The sequence below is a fragment of the Candidatus Goldiibacteriota bacterium genome (assembly GCA_016937715.1).
GTDB lineage: Bacteria > Oederibacteriota > PGYV01 > PGYV01 > PGYV01 > PGYV01.
This window is the reverse complement of the sequence record JAFGWA010000080.1, coordinates 1-19,582: the sequence shown is the minus strand read 5'-3', so window position 1 is coordinate 19,582 and position 19,582 is coordinate 1. Positions and strand designations below refer to the sequence as shown.

Annotated in this window: 16 protein-coding genes; 1 reads left to right on the top strand and 15 read right to left on the bottom strand. The window is 43.5% G+C overall.

The window, feature by feature from the left end; all coding sequences use genetic code 11:
• Positions 1–332: 332 nt before the first annotated feature.
• The gene (locus JXR81_08375; protein ID MBN2754859.1) at positions 333–731 is read right to left on the bottom strand and encodes a type II toxin-antitoxin system VapC family toxin; all 399 of its coding nucleotides are present in this window, start codon (positions 729–731) and stop codon (positions 333–335) included.
• The gene (locus JXR81_08370) at positions 719–970 is read right to left on the bottom strand and encodes an AbrB/MazE/SpoVT family DNA-binding domain-containing protein (GenBank protein MBN2754858.1); all 252 of its coding nucleotides are present in this window, start codon (positions 968–970) and stop codon (positions 719–721) included. The genes JXR81_08375 and JXR81_08370 overlap by 13 nt, the downstream gene beginning before the upstream one ends.
• 739 nt (positions 971–1,709) lie before the next feature.
• On the opposite strand from JXR81_08370, the gene JXR81_08365 reads away from it, so the two are divergent.
• Complete coding sequence (locus tag JXR81_08365) at positions 1,710–2,495, top strand: hypothetical protein (protein ID MBN2754857.1); 786 nt, start codon at positions 1,710–1,712, stop codon at positions 2,493–2,495.
• Between the two features lie 668 nt (positions 2,496–3,163).
• Here JXR81_08365 and waaF read toward each other — a convergent pair.
• From waaF to JXR81_08300, 13 genes are all read right to left on the bottom strand, one after another.
• Positions 3,164–4,888 (bottom strand): lipopolysaccharide heptosyltransferase II, encoded by a 1,725-nt coding sequence (gene waaF, locus JXR81_08360; protein MBN2754856.1) that lies wholly within the window; start codon positions 4,886–4,888, stop codon positions 3,164–3,166.
• 1 nt (position 4,889) lies between these two features.
• Positions 4,890–5,942 (bottom strand): hypothetical protein, encoded by a 1,053-nt coding sequence (locus tag JXR81_08355; GenBank protein ID MBN2754855.1) that lies wholly within the window; start codon positions 5,940–5,942, stop codon positions 4,890–4,892.
• The gene (locus JXR81_08350) at positions 5,942–6,904 is read right to left on the bottom strand and encodes a glycosyltransferase family 9 protein (GenBank protein MBN2754854.1); all 963 of its coding nucleotides are present in this window, start codon (positions 6,902–6,904) and stop codon (positions 5,942–5,944) included. The genes JXR81_08355 and JXR81_08350 overlap by 1 nt, the downstream gene beginning before the upstream one ends.
• On the bottom strand, positions 6,901–8,001 hold the full coding sequence (gene lpxK, locus JXR81_08345) for a tetraacyldisaccharide 4'-kinase (protein ID MBN2754853.1): 1,101 nt from the start codon (positions 7,999–8,001) through the stop codon (positions 6,901–6,903). Before lpxK ends, JXR81_08350 begins: the two co-directional genes overlap by 4 nt.
• Entirely contained in the window at positions 7,991–9,301 is a 1,311-nt protein-coding gene (locus tag JXR81_08340; protein MBN2754852.1) for a hypothetical protein, read from the bottom strand. The genes lpxK and JXR81_08340 overlap by 11 nt, the downstream gene beginning before the upstream one ends.
• Positions 9,298–10,416 (bottom strand): lipid-A-disaccharide synthase, encoded by a 1,119-nt coding sequence (gene lpxB / locus JXR81_08335; protein MBN2754851.1) that lies wholly within the window; start codon positions 10,414–10,416, stop codon positions 9,298–9,300. Before lpxB ends, JXR81_08340 begins: the two co-directional genes overlap by 4 nt.
• Before the next feature lie 2 nt (positions 10,417–10,418).
• Complete coding sequence (locus tag JXR81_08330; GenBank protein ID MBN2754850.1) at positions 10,419–11,393, bottom strand: Gfo/Idh/MocA family oxidoreductase; 975 nt, start codon at positions 11,391–11,393, stop codon at positions 10,419–10,421.
• Positions 11,394–11,395: 2 nt separating this feature from the next.
• Positions 11,396–12,655, bottom strand: coding sequence for a GTPase HflX (gene hflX, locus JXR81_08325; GenBank protein MBN2754849.1), 1,260 nt, complete (start codon positions 12,653–12,655; stop codon positions 11,396–11,398).
• Positions 12,656–12,787: 132 nt separating this feature from the next.
• The gene (locus tag JXR81_08320; GenBank protein MBN2754848.1) at positions 12,788–14,746 is read right to left on the bottom strand and encodes a DUF2723 domain-containing protein; all 1,959 of its coding nucleotides are present in this window, start codon (positions 14,744–14,746) and stop codon (positions 12,788–12,790) included.
• Entirely contained in the window at positions 14,743–16,983 is a 2,241-nt protein-coding gene (locus tag JXR81_08315; GenBank protein MBN2754847.1) for a YfhO family protein, read from the bottom strand. The genes JXR81_08320 and JXR81_08315 overlap by 4 nt, the downstream gene beginning before the upstream one ends.
• A gap of 112 nt (positions 16,984–17,095) precedes the next feature.
• On the bottom strand, positions 17,096–17,953 hold the full coding sequence (gene speB / locus JXR81_08310; GenBank protein ID MBN2754846.1) for an agmatinase: 858 nt from the start codon (positions 17,951–17,953) through the stop codon (positions 17,096–17,098).
• Entirely contained in the window at positions 17,950–18,837 is an 888-nt protein-coding gene (speE, locus tag JXR81_08305) for a polyamine aminopropyltransferase (GenBank protein MBN2754845.1), read from the bottom strand. The genes speB and speE overlap by 4 nt, the downstream gene beginning before the upstream one ends.
• A 4-nt stretch (positions 18,838–18,841) precedes the next feature.
• Complete coding sequence (locus JXR81_08300; GenBank protein MBN2754844.1) at positions 18,842–19,387, bottom strand: arginine decarboxylase, pyruvoyl-dependent; 546 nt, start codon at positions 19,385–19,387, stop codon at positions 18,842–18,844.
• Between the last annotated feature and the right edge of the window lie 195 nt (positions 19,388–19,582).

The following is a 19,582-nucleotide window of genomic DNA, read 5'->3' as shown; positions in this document are numbered from 1 at the left end:
CGGAAAGCCGGAGGCTTAGAGACTTAGATGGTTGGAGGCTTAGAAGCTTAGAGGCTTGGATGCTTGGAGGCTTGGATGCTTGGTAAAAGCGAGGGACGGAGGGACGGAAGGACGGAAGAAATTCAATACCTTGGTAGACGCGGGTCTTTAGCCCTCGTTGTTTAATATCTTACCCTGTTCTTGTAGGGGACGTGCTCCCGCGCGTCCCGTGTATTTATTTTTATCCTTACAAATAAACATATATACAAAATCTAAACAACGCGCCCTAAAGGGACGCGGCTACCAGTTCTAAACCAAGCCTCCAAGCATCCAAGCCTCTAAGCATCCAAGTATCAAACCCAAATAATCTTAATCTCTTTCTCCACCTGTTTAAATTCCTTATCCCCTGTCACGACCGGGGCTTTGTGTATCATTGCCAGGGCGGCCGCAAAACAGTCCGCGTAGGACATTTTGTTTTCCGCTTTTATGCTGCCCGCAAGTACGGCAAGGTCACGCCCCGCATCTTGAATATGTACAGGTATGGAATCAATCATATCCAGCGCTTTTAGGGCCGTTTTGGCGCCTGCTTTTTTTGTCACGGCGTAGAAAAATTCCCCGCAGTTAACAGAGGACATCATAAGAACATTGCCTTTTTTAACCGCATCTTTCATTATACGTTCAACTTTATCCGCGCCTTTTTCATTAAAGAAAAACGCCATTACCGCGTAAGTATCCAATACTATTTTTTCCATTTTTTATCCATTTGCGCGTATTCCGCCGCCCTTTCGCGTAATAAATACCCGGTCATGGACTCATCTGATTTTAAAGCGCCTCTCATCTTTGAAATATTGTCAGCATCTGCCGCGGACATGAATATTCCGTTATCCTCCTCTTTTACAAGCAGTTTAGTACCCTTCTTAATATTAAGTTTTTTTCTAAGCCCCGCAGGTATGACAATCTGCCCTTTCTGTGTTACGGTAATTGTGTACATATTCACCTCCATAAATCAATCTTACATTATCAGCAAAAGTAAGTCAAATAGTAAAAACGGCTTACTTATAAAGCAGAGGGTTGGAGGGTTGGAGGGTTGGTAAAAGCGAGGGACGGAGGGATATCGAGATTCGAAATTCGAGATTCGAAAATTTGATAACACACATACCAATCCCATAAACTTTTATCCCATAGATAAAGACGGCAGCTCGGAGGGCCGGAGGAACTGGTAGGCGCGTCCCTTTAAGGCGCGTCTTTTTAAGATATACTATTAACCACGTTCTTTCATTTTGCCGTTTATAAAAACGCGCACCCTGAAAGCTGCAGCTACCACAACAAATACTAATTCATCACAAACAAACCTTTACACAAAACCCAGACGTAACGTGTTGCATCTCTACAATATAAAATTTCTCTTGCCCTGTTCTTGTAGGGGGCGTGCTCCCGCGCGTCCCGTGTATTTGATTTTATGTTCATATAGAAACGATCTTGTCCTCTACCGTAGAGGCGAAATACATTACGCCTTGGTTTTAAGAGCGAGACGCAACGTGTTGCATCTCTACATTATAAAACCTGTTTTGCCTTCTATTGTAGAGGCGAAATACATTACGCCTTGTTTTAAGAGCGAGACGCAACATGTTGCGTCTCTACATTAAATACATAAACACATAACAAAAAACATATAATCACCCGCTAAAAAACGTGGTATATTGTAACAAATAATATTTCAGGAGGCGTTTATGAAAAGAATAGCCTTAATAATAGCATCAGCAATAATGCTTGTTTCCTGCGCGGCCAATAAAGGCATAACCGTAAGGGACGACCGCGGCAATTTCACCGTGCCTCTTACCAAACCTTCTTACAGTTATACCGTTTCCGGATCCGACAAGGTTTACACGCAGTCTTCATGCGGCGATAAAAGCATAGCCCCCGACAACAAGCCCGTGGTTTACGCGTCCCCTGTTCAGGACATAATAATAGACGGGATAAAAAACGAAATCTTTTCCACCGAACCCGTCACAATTACAGGCAAAAACGGCAATTTTGTCATATATTTCGGCACGGGAAACGGCGGGCTTTATGTGTTCGCGGATATTGCGGATAAAACACCCGGCATGAATAACAATACAGGCAAAAATATTAAAAACGGCGACGCACTTGAAATTATATTTTCCACCGCCCTGCCCGAACCCAACCGCACCATATTGGGCGTGCACGACCACAGGGTTGCCATTAAGGCTTCGGAAAATCCCGAAGGTTACAGCTATACCCTTGACGCGCCGCTTGACCGGGGCAAATACTTCTATAAAAAAAATAAAAGCGGTTATACCCTTGAAGCGGTCATCCCGTGGCACAACTTTAAAGTAGGATGCCTTTGCGGAATAAAAAACAGAAACCTTTCTTTTGACATAGCGGTAATAGACGCTGATAAGAATTCCCTTCCGGTAAAAATATACCCGTGGTCAAAGAAAGACGATTACAGGGTAAACCCGTCAAGATGGGGATATGTGTTTATAAGGCTGTAAGAATAGATACTTAGAGGCTTGGACGCTTGGATGCTTGGATGCTTGGATGCTTGGCAAAACCGAGGGACAGAGGGACGGAAGTAAAGGTAAAAACAAATCAACTGCCGCGCCCTGAAAGGACGCGCCTACCACTGCAAATACCAATCAATCACAAAACAAAATAAAACAAATATCGAAATTCGAGATTCGAAAATTAGATTAACACCTTTCAGGGGTTGGGTGTGTTTTTTCAGTGTGTGCCGCCCTAACCTGCTACGTTTGCGGCAGGGGCGGTTTAATGCAGCGCCGGCATACACGTATGTGCGGAGAGACCACGTTCGCCAATGACGTTAATACACCAGTGATTTCAAGTTTGTCTGGATACAAGAATACCAATTTGCGGCATGCGCTGAAAAAATATACCCAAGCCCTGGAATACAGAGGGACGGAGGGATATCGAGATTCGAAATTCGAAATTCGAAAATTTGACAACACCCACACCAATCTTATAGATAAAAGCTGAAGGTCGGAAGAACCGGTAGCCGCGTCCCTTTAGGGCGCGGCTTTTTAAATTATATTATACCCGTACTTTTATATTTTGCCGTTTATAAAACAACGCACCCTAAAGGGTGCGGCTACCAAAACTAAACCAAGCATCTAAGCATCCAAGCATCAAAGCCTCCAAATGCTTACCGCAGTAATTTTTCGGCTTCTTTTAAAACATCCGATACTTTTATTTTTTTAAGGCAGTCATAGTGGCCGTATCTGCACTGCTTTTCAAAACACGGCGAGCAGGAAATATCCGAAGATATTACGCGTGATTTTTCAGATAACGGCCCTGTCCACTGATATGATGTAGAGCCGAATATTGCCAGAAGAGGCACGTTCAAACCGTCGGCTATGTGCATTAAACCGCTGTCATTTCCCGCGAAAAACGCCGCATTTTTTATAACAGCCGTCATTTCAGCAAGGCCTGTTTTGCCCCTTAAATCAATTACCCTTTTCTCTTTAACCGGAAAGTCAAACTGCCTGTCTGATGCCGTACCAGCAAGCACTATTTTCATTCCACTGTGCCTTTTTAAAAGCGCGCCTGCCAGATCCGCCCACCTTTCCAGCGGCCACATCTTAGCCGGCCCGTACATCACAAACGGCGCAAGCACACAGTATTTTGCACCTTTTAATATTCCGAATTTATGAAGCGCGGCCTTTTCCTCCGCTGTATCCGTAAACAATTCCTGCCGGGCTGCTGAAAAATCAAAAGAAGGCGACAGCAGGTACAATATCCCTTTAAATTCGTCTGTTATGTGTTTTGCAGCGTGTTTCTTATCGCGCTTATACCTTAAATTTAGAAACAGCCCGTCTTCGGCAAAGCCCGCCCTTTTCTTAATTGCCGCCCTTTTAAGCATAAGCCCCGATGACATCGAAGGCGTAAATGTGGCGGCGCAGTTAAGGTTCTCTTTTTTTACCGCCTTTACCGCGGCATTTACCGACACGGAATCATTTTTATCAAACACTATAAGTTTATCTATATCCGGATTATTTTCAAAGACAGGCGCGGCGGCTTTATCCGACGCCACCACAAGTTTTTTAAACAGCATTTTAGCGGGCTTAATCATTGCCGTAAACATTACCGCGTCGCCTATCCAGTTGGGCGCCCTTAATAATATTCCTTCTCCATTGCCCTTCTTGCGTGCTTCCCACATCTTTGAAAACTTCACAAATTCGGAAAAACCGCTGTACACGCAGAGAATAAACCCCTGCACCCCGTCCGCAAGACCCGCTTTTAAAAAATACATCCTGAAAAACTTTATAAAGGGCGAAAATAACATCCTTAATAACAGGAATTTTTTCTGTTTTGCCTCTGCCTGAAGCGTGGTATAGGTATTAAGTTTTGAAAAATACGAAACACTGTCCGGATATGAATAATGATAAAGCGGGGCGCCTATCCTGCCGGGAGCCCCGTTTAATTTTATGCTTTCGTGGATTGTTTTTCCGTCATAACTGCCGGCTTTCTTTTTAAACAGCCTTAGCTGATAATCTTTACCCCAGCCGCAGTGCTTAATCCGCCTGCCAAGGAAAAAAGTATCCCTTTTTATCATGTAACCCGGTACAACTGTATTTTTAATTTTACTTTTTATCTCTTTTGCCAGCGCCGGCGATACTTCTTCGTCGGCGTCAATTACAAACACCCATTCATACTTTGATTTTGAAAGGCAGAATTGTTTGATGTCCGAAAAACCTGAAAATTCTTTTTTATAGACGCGAGAAGTGTATTTGCGGGCGATTTTTTCCGTTTTATCATCTGTCCTGGAATCAAGCGTTACAATAATTTCATCCGCAAAAGAAAGGCTTTTTAAACAGCGCTCGATATTTTTTTCCTCATTAAGCGCCGTTATGTTGGCGGAAATTTTCATGCTACTCCGGATGGTGATGCGCGGAAATATGGGCCCTTATGCTTTCCAGCACTTTGCTTACAGGGACAGAATCAACCGCGCCGTCAAGGGTGGATAACACTTCATGCCCTGTGCCCGAGGGTTTATTATTTTCCGGATCCCCGTTGCCCCATATCGCGATTACATTTGTAAATGGCGCGGCAAGGTGCATGTAATCGGTCTCGTTCGTCACAAAACACGAAAGATACCTTGAAACCGCGGCAATTTTCATATAATCATAAGTTTCGGCATCCACGCATTTATTCTTTGTTATATGCATGAACTCCTTAAACATTCCCGATTCTTCTTTATGATGAAACGCGATAACCGTGCAGTTTTCCTGTTCCGTTAAAATCGATACCACCTGTGAAAACTTATTAAAGGACCACCTTTTGTTGCGGTCATGGCAGGTGGGATGAATGCCGATTATCGGCCTTTCGCAGTTGATATTTTTTTCCTGAATAAACCGCGCGGCAAACTGTTTGTCTTCCTGAGAAATTCTTAACCGCGGATTAAAATCATACGAATTGGCGCCGATGTAACGAACAAGGCTCATGTATTTAATTATTTTATGCTGAAGCTGCCCTATAGTCCTTAAAGAAAGGTTATAAACCGAATTAAACAGCTTGTCCGGTTTTTTTGGCTCTGTGGTAAGTTTCGCTTTTGCCGTTATTATCAGCCCAAAAAGAATTTTATAAAAGAACGCGTCTTCAAAACATATAAACAGGTCGTATTTTTCCCTGCACACTTCATACATGGATTTTATAATATCTTTTAATCCGGTGGGTTTTACAAGGCTTACAGCCGGGCAGGCGTAAGCTATTTTTTTCGCCCCGTCAGTTGTAATTATGGTAATTTCACCTTCGGGAGCAAGGGCTTCTTTCAGGGCGTTAAGCGCCGGGGTGGCAAGTATAAAGTCTTCCGTATGGCGCGGCGCAAGTATAATAACCCTTTTCATTTCTTTCAGGTTAATCTGCTTCGGGTTAATTATTTTCATTTTCTCTTTGGCTTTTTTATAGTCAAAAGCTTTTGACATCAAATACCGCCGTTTTTTCCCCGGATGAAAGCAGAAATCTTTGCAGATGCCTCTTCCGCGGTTATTTTCTTCATGCATTCAAACGTGCCTGCAGGGCATTTATTTCCGCCATGAAGGCTGCAAGGCCTGCACGCAAGGCCTCTTTGAAATATTGAAAACACAGGTACGGTAATAAAACCGAATTCGCTTACGGTGGGTCCTAAAAAAATAAAAGCCGGAATGCCGTTCATTGCCGCGGCGTGCGCGGCAACAGTGTCATTGCCTATAAAAAGATCCGCTTTTCCCGTTTCCCTTACCATCTGAACAAGCGAAGTTTTCCCTATTAAGTTCTTTATCTTCCTGCCTTTAATATATAGTATCGGGTCATTTTTTGCAACCTCGTCTTTTACCCCTGTGACGGTTATAGAGCTTATTCTGCCGTCCCCGGCAAGCAGCCTGACAAGGGCGCCGTAATACGGCCACCTTTTCAGCGGCCATCTGGCTCCGGTATGTATAAGCACCTTTATTTTATCCTTTTTCTTCAGGCGGGGCGCCGAAAAAGCCCCGTTTAAATATTTATCCGGTATGACCCCTTTAAGCGCGTTTAAATACCTGCGCGCAACCGGTATGTTACCGCCAAAATAAAGTTTAAAAAGGACAAAAATCCTTCTTGCAATAATATCTTTAGAGTATGTTCTCTTTATATCAGCTTTAAGCGCCGATGAAATCGCCCTTGATTTGGGATTATTCTGAATATCTATTACGGCGCCATACTTTATTTTATTAAGTTCTTTAATCAGCGCGCCAAGCCCGCCCTTTTGAAGCCCGAAAATCTTATCCGCGCCAAGCTGTCCGGCTAAATCCGCAAACTGCACTTTTACCGCCATGTGCACTTCACAGCCCGCGTTTTTTAAAGCCTTAACGGTTTTGTGCGCGGCAAGAATGTCGCCCGCGGAACTTAAACGGATAAGCAGCACTTTCATCCTATTTTCAGCCTTTTTTCAAGTTCTTTTGAATTTTTAATAAGCATCCCTATTTTAAGCGCGTAAAGCCTTTTATCGGTTATAAACTTTCTGTTTATTTTCACTTCATCCTTTTCCGTTGTAATTAAATACTGCGTGCCTGTCCTTTCAAGCAGCCCCATAAGGCCGCGCAGTTCTTTTTTTGTAAACCGGTGATGGTCCCTGAACCTGATGCTTAACATAACATCCGCTCCAAGCGCCTTAACGGTCTTTTCAAAACCTTCGGGATTGCCAAGGCTGGAAAACAGCACCACTTTCTTCCCCGCTATAAAACTAAGCGCTTCTTTTTCCGCGTTGATTACATTATAGAAATATTTCGGATTATGCTCGGCTTCAAATATCTTTATATTTCTGTTTAAGGATGATATTTTTTCGCTTAACTTTACAATTTTACCGTAATCGCCCGCAAGGTTGACATTTGTTATCACAACGGTGTCCGCGTATTTTAAGTTTTTAAACGGCTCCCTTAGGATGCCGGCCGGGAAAAGATGCCCGTTGCCCGCGGGGTCAAGCGCGTTTACAAGCACCACATTGTGCGGTTTTTCCATCAAATCCCTTTTCTGAAACCCGTCATCAAGCATTATAAAATCCGGATTAAACCGCGCGATTCCGAAATCAATCCCTTTTAACTTATTTTCGCTTACCATTACTTTGGCGCCGGGTATGTCCCTGGCTATCATATAAGCTTCGTCGCCCGCGTGAAGGCTGTTTAACAGAATCTTTTCGCCGTCAGAAACAAGTTCTGTGTTTTTATTTTTTCTGCGCTTGTACCCCTTTTCCACGACAAGGAGCGACTTTCCGTTTTTGATTATCTTTTTTCCTATCTCTTCCGTAAAAGGCGTCTTTCCTGTGCCCCCCACAGTAATGTTGCCCACGGAAATAACCCTTCTGCCGTACTGTTTTTTCTGAGTAATTCCCGATGAGGTTATCAGGCTTTTTATTAAAAGGCCCAGATAGTACAGCAAAGAAAGAAACAAAAGAAATACAAAGAATAAAAACTGCGCCGGTGTTTTTTTCCCTTTGGATACCGCTTTGGCCCAGAAAGTGTCAATTGCCATTTTTTTCCGCCTTCTTATTCATATTTTCAATCAGTATTTCATTTATGATTAACGCCGTTGCCGCAGCTGTGCCTTTATAAGCTTCAATGGCTTCCCTGCCTTTTTTTCCCATTTCTAAAGCCGCATCCGGATTGTCATAAAGAAAATTAAGTTTTTCCGCAAGCTGATCGGGCGAATCATCAATCATAAACGCCCCGCCCGCCTTTACAAAACGCTGCGATGTATCTTCAAAATTAAACATGTTTCTGCCCATAATAACAGGCAGGCTGTTTAAGGCCGCTTCCATGGGATTATGGCCGCCAAAAGGCTTAAAACCGCCGCCTATTACCGCGTAATCGCCTGATTTATAGATATACTGCAGTTCGCCTATTGTGTTTACCACAATGGCGTCATAAAATAAAACCGCTTTATTGTTCTGAACTTCCGTCCAGCGCACATGTGTCATATTTTCCGCGTCAAGTATCTGTTCCACGGATTCCACCCTTTCAAGATGCCTTGGCGCGATAATAAGGCAGGCTTTTCCCATAAGTGATTTTTTAAACCCTTTAATTACGGTGTATTCCTCGCCTTTTCTTATGCTTCCCGCCACAACTATTTTTCTTTTTTCACTTTTCAAAACAGCTGTCTTGCTTTCTGTCTCTGTTCCGCCGTCCGCGCTGTATTTAGTGTTTCTTATCATTATCATCTTATCCCGCTTTACGCCCATCATACGCAGGCGCACCACCATTTTTTCGCTCTGCATCATAAGCACGGTGAACTTTTCTATGACAGCGCTGAAAAACTTCTTAAAAAGCCTGTATAACTTATAGCTTTTCCGCGATATCCTACCGTTAATAAGCGCCGAAGGTATTTTCATTGCCTGCAGCCGGTCCATCAGGTTAGGCCACAGCTCTGTTTCCACCACCACCGCCATCTTTGGATTTATCTTTTTTATAAAAGGGCCTATTATAAAATTAAGGTCAAGCGGAAGCAGGCATACATACAAAGCCCTGCCTTTCATTATTTCCCTCATCTTATTTCTGCCGTTTATGCTGGTCGCCGTTATAACAACATGCGCCGAATTATTGATATTAAGAAATTCATTAATAACAGGGATAAGCGCCTGGGTTTCCCCTACTGACGCGGCGTGAAACCATATTATATTTTTACCCTTCATTTCATACAGTGCCTGCTTATCAATAATGCCAAGCCGCTGTAAAAAACCGCGCCTGAATTTTCTGCCGAACAGCAGGATAAGCGGCAGCACCGGCAGAATTATTAAAACCAGCAGGTTTAAAACAAGGTTATATATAAACATCATTTCAGCAGCCCCAATATTGCCGCGGCTGTTTTATCCGACGGATTGTGGCTTGTGTCAAGGCTGCCCACCGCTTTTTTCAGAGACATTTTTATCCTTGAACTGTATTTTTTATCGGTGATTATTTTTATAATTTCATCCGCGACCGGCGCCGGTTTAAAGTTGTGCTGCAGAAATTCCCTTACAAGTTCTTTTTCCGCGATTATATTCGGAAGCGCCGCGTACTTTGCCGTAAGCATGGGCTTAATCATCATGAACGTCAGAGAATTTACCCTGTAAACCACAGCCATAGGAATGCCCATCATTGCAAGTTCAAGCGTGGTGGTTCCGGATTTGGCAATAGCCGCGTCAAGGGCCGCCCTTGCCGCGTAATCTTTGCCGCCTTTATATTCAAATACAAGGCCCTTATAACCGGAAAGCCTGCCCTGAATGAATTCCCTGTCTGCTTCTGACGCCAGAAAAACAGTAAACTTAACTCTCTTAACCTTTTGCTCCGTTAAGCTGCACGCTTCAAGAATGGGCCCTATGAACTGTTTAATTTCATTTTCCCTGCTGCCCGGAAATATGCCTACGTTATATACTTTGCCTGATTTATTTTTGGTTTTTTTAACCGCGGGTATCATCTCTTTTAACGGATGGCCGAAGTACCTGACATTAATTCCTTCTTTGGCAAATATCTTCTCTTCAAAAGGATAAACCACCACACAAAGGTCGGTGTACTTTTTAATTTTGAATATCCTTTTATATTTCCACACCCATACCTGCGGCGTGATGTAATAAACTATTTTTTTTACGCCAAGCGCCTTGGCATCTTTAATAAGTTTAAGATGAAACCCCGGATAATCTATTACCACAAGCACGTCAGGCTTTTCTGATTTTATTATTTCAAGCGCCGTGTTGTAAACGCCTAATATGGCGCCAATTTTTTTTACCACTTCAATAAAACCGACCAGCGCAAATTTTGTCAGTTCAATTTTTACATCCACGCCGGCTGACGCCATTGCCCTGCCGCCAAAACCGATTATATCCACGCCGCGGTTTTTCTTTTTAAGCGCGCGCGCCAGAAGCGCGCCGTAATTATCGCCGGATGCTTCACCGGCGGAGATTAATATTTTCAACCTTACACCTTCATTTTACGCGACTTTTTGGCGATCTGATTTTCTATTTCAAGCACAACTTTTAAAGCTTCAAAAGCTTCCAGCGCTGTTACCGCCGTCTTGGCGCCGGTCTTAACGGAATTGATAAACGACTTTAACTCTTTGGCCAGATTTTCTTCGTCATTTTCCAGCGGATAAGATTCAAGAAAAGTCATGTCTGACCACGAAATCTGCCTGTCCGCGGGAAGGTTTTCCGCCACTTTATACATTTTTATGCTCTGCCTTACATAATCAATTGACATATAGGCGTTATTTTCAAATACCCTTATCTTTCTTAACCTTCTGGGGCTTACCCTGCTGGCGGTGACATTTGCCACGGCCCCGTTTGCAAATTCAAGCCTTACGCTTGCCATGTCCGTGCTTTTTGAAAGCACCGGCACGCCTACCGCGTCAATTTTTTTCACTTTGGAATTTACAAGTTTCAGTATTATGTCTATATCGTGAATCATAAGGTCCAGTACCACGCTTACGTCAAGGCTTCTTGCGGTAAAAGGGCCAAGGCGGCTTGCCTCTATAAGGATGGGCACTTTTTTCATTTCCTGCATCTTTTTTATCGCGTCATTAAACCTTTCTATATGCCCCACCTGAAACACAAGTTTTTTATGTTTTTTATGTAATAATAAAAGCGCCTGCGCTTCCTTTAAAGTGGCGGTCATGGGTTTTTCAAGAAGCACATTTATTCCGTTTTCAAGGAAGAATTTTGCCACTTTATAATGAAAAGTGGTCGGGACCACAACGCTTACCGCGTCCACCTTATCAAGTATCTTTGTGTAATCGGTAAAAAACTCCGCGCCGTATTTGTCCGCAATTTCCTTTGCCTTTTCATTAACATCCGCGATACAGGTAAGTTTTACACCCGGTATTGCCGCGTAATTTCTTGCGTGATGCTGCCCAAGGCTGCCGGCGCCTATCACGCCCACTCTGATTATATTTTCCATTATTAAGCCTCCTGAATACTTTTTTTGTACCTATCCATCGTCCGTTTGGTGCACTTAACTTTTAACTTTAAAGTTTCATCCGTATTTACCCTTGAAAGCACCACCGCTTCATCATAAAATATCGCGGCAAGCCCCGCCGCTTTATGAGGGATATCAACTTCGGCGGTTATATAATCCTGCGACACAAGTTTTTCTATTTCAAACAATAACCTGTCAATGCCCTCGCCTGTTTTCGCGGAAATATAAATATCCGCCGAACGCGACGTGATAAACTTTCTGCGTTCGCCGTCCAGCAGGTCGCATTTATTCCACACTTCAATTATTTTTTTCCCATCAAACGCGCCTATTTCACGCAGGATGGAATTAACCGTCTCTTTGTGTTTTACGGCGTCCGCGTCGCCGGCATCAATGATATGAAGAATTATGTCCGCGTCCCGCACTTCTTCCAGCGTGGCCCGAAAAGCGGATACAAGCTGAGTGGGAAGGTTCTTAATAAAGCCCACAGTGTCGCTGAAAAGCACCCTGTAGCCCGCAGGAAGCCTGAATTGTTTAACTTTGGGGTCAAGCGTGGCAAACAGTTTGTCTTCGCTTAATTTGCCCGCGTTTGTCATGCTGTTTAAGAACATAGTCTTGCCAGCGTTTGTATAACCCACCAGGGCTATCTGCGGTACAGGCACGCTTTTGCGCCTTTCCCGCTGCCTTTCCCTGCTGTCTTTTACCCCTTCAAGGCTTTCTTTAATCTTCTGAATTCTGCCCCTTATTTTTCTGATATCTGTTTCAAGTTTTGTTTCGCCGGGGCCTTTGGTTCCTATTCCGCCGCCAAGCCTTGACATAGAAACCCCGTGCCCTGTAAGCCTTGGCAAAAGGTAGTTAAGCTGCGCGAATTCCACCTGCAGTTTGCCTTCGCTTGTCTGCGCCCTTGCGGCAAAAATATCCAGAATTAACTGGGTTCTGTCTATCACCCTTTTTTCCGTAATCTTTTCAAGGTTCCTTACCTGCACGGGTTTTAACTGCCCGTCAAACACAATAAGGTCAACCGTATCTTTGTATTTTAAAGCAATCTCTTCCGCTTTGCCGCCGCCAATATAAAACGCCGGCGATATCGCCTGCCGCTTTACCGTTACGGTATCAACAACAACGCCGTCCGCGGCGCTTATAAGGCCTTTCATCTCTTCAATATCCGAATCTATAGCTGAAAACTGCTGCGGTTCAACAGTTTTAACCAGAAGTACGCGCTCTTTATCCGCGCGGTTTACCGCCATAGGCGGAGCCGTACGCTTTTGTTTTGCTTCAGAAACAGCGATTTTATATTACCTCCATAAAATTATTTAATTATACTATATTAAAGGGTTTAAAATACAGTATTTTTAAGGGCATAAGGGTTATTTTAAAAGCTATTTAAGATTCTGCAGGACAGAAGCGGCTGTGGCGTTTTTTGGGTCAATAGACAGCGCTTTTTGCGCGTATTCCCTTGCCTTTAATTTATCATTTTTAGCGATATAAATAAAAGCTATATTGGAATACGCCACGGATGATGAAGGGTTAAAACGTATCGCGTCACGCCAGGCGGTTTCCGCCTGTTCCATTTTCCCCGACTGGTAATAGGCAAGCCCAAGGTTAATATACGCGCCGTCAGCTTCATAGAAAAACAGCCCGTTTTCATAAAACGAAGCTGCCGCGGGATTATACCCCGCCTGCCTTAAACCGTCGGCAAGGGCAAAATAAGCATTGGCATAATTCTGATATACAAGCCTTCTGGTAAATTCATCAACCTTTAAAGGTTTATCCGTTATCCCCCTGAAAGAATACATTTTAATGACATTATCGCTTATCACTTTATTTCTATCTTCAAAAAGTATTTTTTCGGTAACACCGCGCGGTTCCGGCCTTAACCCGCTTACCCATTGCTGCGTGAAAACATTGGTGTAATACACTCCCATTGCCGAATTAAGATTTGCCGCGGCCGTTATATCCGCGGCCATATCGCCGGATGGTTCCGGAACATTTACCCTTCCCGGATAATTCAGTTTAAGCTGCTTTCTGTACCACTTATACTGAAAAACCACCGGAATAACCGGCACATAATCGCTTTTGTCCACCAGCGTGGAATAAACAGCGGCGCCTATATTCATATCGCCTTCGCAGAACAGGACAGCGCCTGGGTTTAAAGTTTTTTCAAGGTTTTTTGAATAGTCATAACCCACAAAGTACCTTTGGTAGTCAGGCCTGTTAATTACAGCCGGTACGGTTATAATAAGCGCCGTAAGCAGGACGATTATCCGGATGTTTTTTACCCTTTTAAACACCCATAATATAAAAAATCCGCCAAGCATGGCCGAAAACATATTTGCCGATACCAGATAAGTTTTTATAAGCCATTCTGTTTTTGCCGGCGGGGTCGCCACGCTTATCACGCTTGCCAGCAGAAAAAACCAGGCAAAAAACAGAAAACCGGTTTCTTTTTTATACCTTTTAAAGTATAAAAACACCGCGGGCAGAAATATCCACCCCGTTAAAAACGGAAGTTCTTTAAATGAATAGTTGGCAATATAATATTTAAACAGGTTTAACGTGTCGGATATTGTATGCTTCTGTTCCAGCCCGGAATACTGCGCCCTGCTTAAAAGCCAGTACAGGTCTTTTAAAGTCTTTGTATCGCCCCACGCGTACGCGGGAGGCGCCGCGCTGCGTACAAATACAAACAGATAAACCGACGCCCCCGCTAAAAAGAAAAGCGACGCCGTAACAATAGTTTTTAAATTAAGTTTTTTTCTTTCAAAAAACAAAAACAGCATTATGGCCGGGGCAATTGCCGCCATGCTTGTCCAGTGATTGCCCATTGACAGCCCGTAAACAAAAGCAAAGGCATAGAAGAACTTCTTTCCATGTTCAATGTTTAACAGCAGCCAGAAACAAAGCGCCATAAAGAAAGCATTCATTGAATAGATGCCGCCCTTTGCTATAATTCCCTGCAGCCACGCGGTTGCCCCAAACAGATACAGCGCGGATGAAGCAAGCGCCGCCAGATACGCGCGGTTTTTGTCATTTTCATCCGCGGCGTATCTTCCAAAAACCTTTCTTAATGACAAAAATATAAAAAACCCGGCAAACAGGTTAAAAAACACCGCCATAAGATTAGCCTTAAACGCGGTGTTTCCGTACGGCAATAACGTGAATATTTTACCGGTAAGCGTGCTTAAAGGATAACCGGGCGGATGCTGTATGCCAAGCGTATAATAAGCCGCGGCCGTTTCAGGGCTGTCATCGGAATTATACGAAGGCGGCACGCACAGGATATACATAACCGTTATTACGCAGAAAAAAAGCGCCGTTATCAGGTTCTTTTTCATCATCTACTTCCACCTTTGTGAAAAGTTATAAAGGCAGCAGCAGTAAGCAGCAGAATTGATAATACCGACAGAATAAATGACACGGATACAATTAAGGGTTTAAATTCAAGCTTTATTATGTTTTCCCCGCCCTGCACTTTAACCGCTTTAAAAGCGGAATTAGCCCTGTATATGGGCATTTTAATCCCGTTTACTCTGGCTGTCCAGCCCGGATAATAGGCGTCATTTATAACCGCGTAACCCGGCCCCGGCGCGGTAAGTTTTATGTCCAGCCGGTTTAACCCGGACGCTTTATACACCGTATTTAACTTCTCGCTTTTCTGCCCGGCGGCAGCCGTATTATTTTCACGCGCTTTTTCTTCAAGGTAAAGCACCTTTAACGGGTTAAAGTCAAGCCCCTGCAGCCCCTGATAAATTTCAGCATTATCATCTGTATAATGAATTTTAGCGGACAGCGGCACGTAATAAACCCTGTCAACCCTGTTCGCGTTTTCATATATACCGGTTTCTCCCCTGAATAATTCTTTTATGTGCATGCCGTTTATTTTTGGAATGGCGGCAATATATTTAATGGAAAATAAAGAAAATGCCGGCGCTTCCCACGGCTTATCCGACGCCGACACAAGAGAGCGCAGCCCGGCAAAAGAAGCTGTTTCAAGCGAATCAAACCCGTCGGAATTATACAGGCCAAAACTCATGGGCACATTGGGGGACAGTTTATCTTTGCTGTAATAAAGCAGTTCTTTTGCGTCCTCAAAAGAACGGGCGTGTTTTAAAACGTTTGTTTCCGACGGCGCAAGCAGCCTTAATTTTCCGTTTTTTATGTCCGGGTCATTTAAAAGGAAATTTACCGCGGCAGTGGGGCTTTTTACGTCTTCAAATTTCTGAAAATAATCGTAACCCGCGGTCCGGTAAGAAAACACGGCGCCGCACGCCGTTAGCAATAAAATAACAGGCGCGTATTTTTTTAACGCCATCCCTTCCCTGTTTACGTAAATCACGGCGGCAAAAGCGCAGACAAAAGCGGTATAAAGAAAAATCTGATTCAGCAGGCGGTTATAACTTTCCACAAGGTCATAAACGGCCTGAAAATCGGCTGCCGGCATTATTACCGGCATATACAGCTTAAGCAGCGGCTCTTTAAATACCGCCGCAGAGACGCACACCGTCACAAGCGTTAAAGCGAAAGCATTTACAAAAACTGTAAAACCCTTAAGCCCGCCTTTTTCCCGGTTAAAAACAGCGTCAAAACCAAAGCCGGCCATGAAACAAAGGACAAAAAACAGTATTACATTCACCTTTGAAGCGTATCTCATTGCCTTAATAAAAGGCACCCATTCATACAGTTTATCAAAAAACGGCATGCTGCCCATAAAAGCCAGAAACAAAGAGACGGTAAACAGCGCCATAAAAAAGTTCTTAAGCTTTTTATCAGGCATACTTACGGCGGCCAGGACAAACAATAAAACCGACACCACGCCTATATCAATGCTTCCCATCCAGTTTAAAAAAGACGATTCACTTCCGAATTTAAATGAAAGAAACGGAAAGAAAAAAGAGGCCATCTGTTCAAAGCCGGCGTAAGTATTTTTTACAACCGCCAGGGTATAACCCTGCCCCGCGCGTTTTGAATTTAATACAAATTCCGCCGCGGGCAGCAGCTGCGCGGCTATTATTCCCGCCATAAAAAGATTTATCAGCACAAAACCGGCAAGCATTCCGGGTTTTTGCCTTATGTTATTTTTTGATTCATAGATATAAAAAGCCGCGAATATAATATAGATGTAAATAAAGACCTGCGGGTGCCCACCCAGAAAAGACAGCGACAGCGCCGCGGAAGAAAAAAACAGGTCGTGAAACATGCCTTTCTTAAGCCACCTTACGGAAAAATACACCGCCGCGGGCGCCCAGATAATGGTGTGCAGGTCCGCAAGTTCAACGGTTCTTACGGTCATATAAAAAGAAAAGGCGAATAAAAAACCGCTTAAAAAAGCGCCTTTATCGCTTACCCCGAAAATTTTTACCGCCTTAAACATGAAAAACGCGGCTATAAAAAATGACAGCATTGTCTGTATTTTAAAGGCAATGTCAAAAGGCATTAAATAATAAAAAACGTTTAAAGGATAAAAAACGGCGGACTGCATATTTGCCATAAGCGGATTTCCGCAGAAAATATAAGGGTTCCACAGCGGTATTTCACCGGCCTGAACGGACACCGCCGCCAGTTCCCGAAAAGGCATAAAATAAAAAAGAAAATCGGTCCAAACCGCTATTTTAGATGATGTATTCTGCTCCCAAAAAACAAAAAAAGCGGCTGCCAGATATAATAGCGGGTAAATTATCCGCTTTGTTTTATTTCCCTGCCATGACAAGGAGCATCTCCCTTATCATTTTCGCTACAAATACTGACGAGGCCCCCATAGGGTCGTATTTAGGCGACAGTTCATTTATATCCGCCGCAACTATATTTTTCAGCCCTGAAAACCCCTCAACAGCTTTTAAAAAATCTTTATAAGACAGCCCGCCCGCTTCCGGCGTACCGACACCCGGCAAAAATCCCGGATCTATCACATCAACGTCTATTGAAATGTAAACAGGCGAATTTTCTATGGTGTCCATAACGTTAAGAAACTCTTCCATATTAGGGTCGCACAGAATCCTGTTTTCCCTTATATATGCCATTTCCTGTTTTTCAAACGACCTGATACCAAACATGAAAACATTTTCCGGCCCTATCATTTCGCAGATGCGCCTTGCAGGCGTTGAATGCGACAGTTTGTTGCCGTCGTAATTATCCCTTAAGTCGGCATGAGCATCAAAATATACAACCTTTAAACCAGGATATTTCTTAAAATAGGATTTTACAAGGGGGTACGTTATAAGGTGTTCGCCGCAGACATACAGGACCTTTTTGCCTTTTTCAATAAACGATTCGGCGTAAGCTTCCATTTCGGTTACCGCTTCTTCGGGTTTCTGTGACGCAAGCACAAGGTTTCCCGCGTCGGCGATTTTATGGTCGGCAATATCGTCAAACCGGTCGGGTGAAAAAGTTTCTATTGAATCAGAATACGCACGCGCGCTGTCGGGGCCTTCTTCTGACCCGTGCCTGAAAGTGGAAGTAACATCATAAGGAATGCCCGCAAGCACCACTTCAGCCGCGGCTATATCGTCATTACACCCTACAAAATTTACTTTTTTCTCTGTTTTCATTTCTTTTTCGCCTTTTTCCCTTTAACTTCAATGACGCTTTTGCCCGTCTTAATAAGGTCCTGCACAAATTTAGGCAGGGCAAGGGCTCCCATATGAAGTTCCGGCGTGTAGTATCTGGTGTTAATCCTGCCGGATTTTTTATTCCTGATTTTATCAGGTGTAATGGAATCTGAACCGAATGTGAAACTCCAGCACCCTGACGGGTATGTGGGGATGTATGCCAGATACATAGCTGAATTTTTAAAGGTATTTTTAATCTTGTTATGCCCCCTTAAAAGAAATTCAGCGTCATAGAACGGGTCTTCAGTCTGGGCCACCATGCAGCCGCCCGGCTTTAAAGCTTCTTTTACGTTCTTATAAAATTCCATCGTAAAAAGCCCTTCGCCTATATCAACAGGGTCTGTGGAATCTATAATTATTACATCGTACTCTTTTTTCTTATTTTTGATAAATTCGCAGCCGTCTGAAAAACAGTAATTGACCCTTTTGTCGCCCACCCAGCCGACAAGGCCCTTATGATATTTCAGCGCCGCTTTAAAAACTTCGTCATCAATCTCCGCGAAATCAACCCTTTTAACGGTTTTGTGCCTTAATACTTCCCTTACTGTTCCGCCGTCTCCGCCGCCTATTACCAGAACATCCTGCGGATTCGGGTGGGAGTAAAGCGGGACATGAACAATCATGTCATGATAAACAAATTCTTCCATGTCGGTAAGCATAAAACAGCCGTCAAGCGCCATTAAGTTTCCGCAGCCCTCTGTTTCAAACTCTTCCAACAGCTGAAATTTTGTCTTTTTTTCAAAAAGTTTTTTCTTGATTTTATAACTAAACATCGTGCGGTGCCAGGGTTCGTGCGCCCACTTGCTGCCTGTTATTTTTTTCATCAGCTTACCACCACAGCACAACTGCCGCGTATGCCGCGCCCGTATGGTCCACTTTATGCTGCGCTGCAATGCTCTTTATCTCTTTAACTTTGTATCCCCTCTTTTTCATTCCTTCTTCCGCCATTGACCTTACGATTTTTTCAATTTCTTCTTTATGCCCCGCTCCGGAATATTCCATTATCAATCCGTTTAATTTTGGGTCTTGTGGTATTGCCACAGCCACACCGGCCGATATAATTTCACCGACAATCGTGCTTACTTTGCTTGCGTATGCCACAGGCACTAAAGCGCCAAGCGGAAGTTTTATGGGTTTAATAAGTTTGCTTGCCGGAGGAAGAATAGAGCTCATCCTTACCAGGTTTGTATTGCCGACGCCCGCGTCAACAAGCGCGTTATCAAAAGCGTTTAAAGGCGTCATACCTTCATCGTGGCCGGCTACAAGGTAAAATTTATCGGGTATTGTTGTTGTTATCCCGCACTGTCCAAACGAGATTTCTTTTACGGATTTTACAGCAGCCTTCTTTTTTGCGACAGCCTTCTTTTTAGCCATTTAACAATCTCCTTTAATATAAAATAATTTAAGAATTTTACGCCAAAGTAAATTTATATTACAGTAATCCCCCTGCAAAATCAATTGTTTTTATAAAAACGAAAAACAAGGGCAACTTGCAACATTTAATGCAACACCGTTAAAATTTCCCATGTTTCTCTTGTAACTTTTTGTCTTATTATGTCGTTTGCGGTT

Coding starts and splice junctions, on each gene's coding strand:
- JXR81_08365 (MBN2754857.1), top strand. CDS start 1,710: ATGAAAAGAATAGCCTTAATAATAGCATCAGCAATAATGCTTGTTTCC.
- JXR81_08355 (MBN2754855.1), bottom strand. CDS start 5,942: ATGTCAAAAGCTTTTGACTATAAAAAAGCCAAAGAGAAAATGAAAATA.
- waaF (MBN2754856.1), bottom strand. CDS start 4,888: ATGAAAATTTCCGCCAACATAACGGCGCTTAATGAGGAAAAAAATATC.
- JXR81_08375 (MBN2754859.1), bottom strand. CDS start 731: ATGGAAAAAATAGTATTGGATACTTACGCGGTAATGGCGTTTTTCTTT.
- JXR81_08320 (MBN2754848.1), bottom strand. CDS start 14,746: ATGATGAAAAAGAACCTGATAACGGCGCTTTTTTTCTGCGTAATAACG.
- JXR81_08370 (MBN2754858.1), bottom strand. CDS start 970: ATGTACACAATTACCGTAACACAGAAAGGGCAGATTGTCATACCTGCG.
- lpxK (MBN2754853.1), bottom strand. CDS start 8,001: ATGGCAATTGACACTTTCTGGGCCAAAGCGGTATCCAAAGGGAAAAAA.
- JXR81_08330 (MBN2754850.1), bottom strand. CDS start 11,393: ATGGAAAATATAATCAGAGTGGGCGTGATAGGCGCCGGCAGCCTTGGG.
- JXR81_08300 (MBN2754844.1), bottom strand. CDS start 19,387: ATGGCTAAAAAGAAGGCTGTCGCAAAAAAGAAGGCTGCTGTAAAATCC.
- speB (MBN2754846.1), bottom strand. CDS start 17,953: ATGAAAACAGAGAAAAAAGTAAATTTTGTAGGGTGTAATGACGATATA.
- JXR81_08340 (MBN2754852.1), bottom strand. CDS start 9,301: ATGATGTTTATATATAACCTTGTTTTAAACCTGCTGGTTTTAATAATT.
- JXR81_08350 (MBN2754854.1), bottom strand. CDS start 6,904: ATGAAAGTGCTGCTTATCCGTTTAAGTTCCGCGGGCGACATTCTTGCC.
- speE (MBN2754845.1), bottom strand. CDS start 18,837: ATGAAAAAAATAACAGGCAGCAAGTGGGCGCACGAACCCTGGCACCGC.
- hflX (MBN2754849.1), bottom strand. CDS start 12,655: ATGGCGGTAAACCGCGCGGATAAAGAGCGCGTACTTCTGGTTAAAACT.
- JXR81_08315 (MBN2754847.1), bottom strand. CDS start 16,983: ATGCCTTTTCGGGAACTGGCGGCGGTGTCCGTTCAGGCCGGTGAAATA.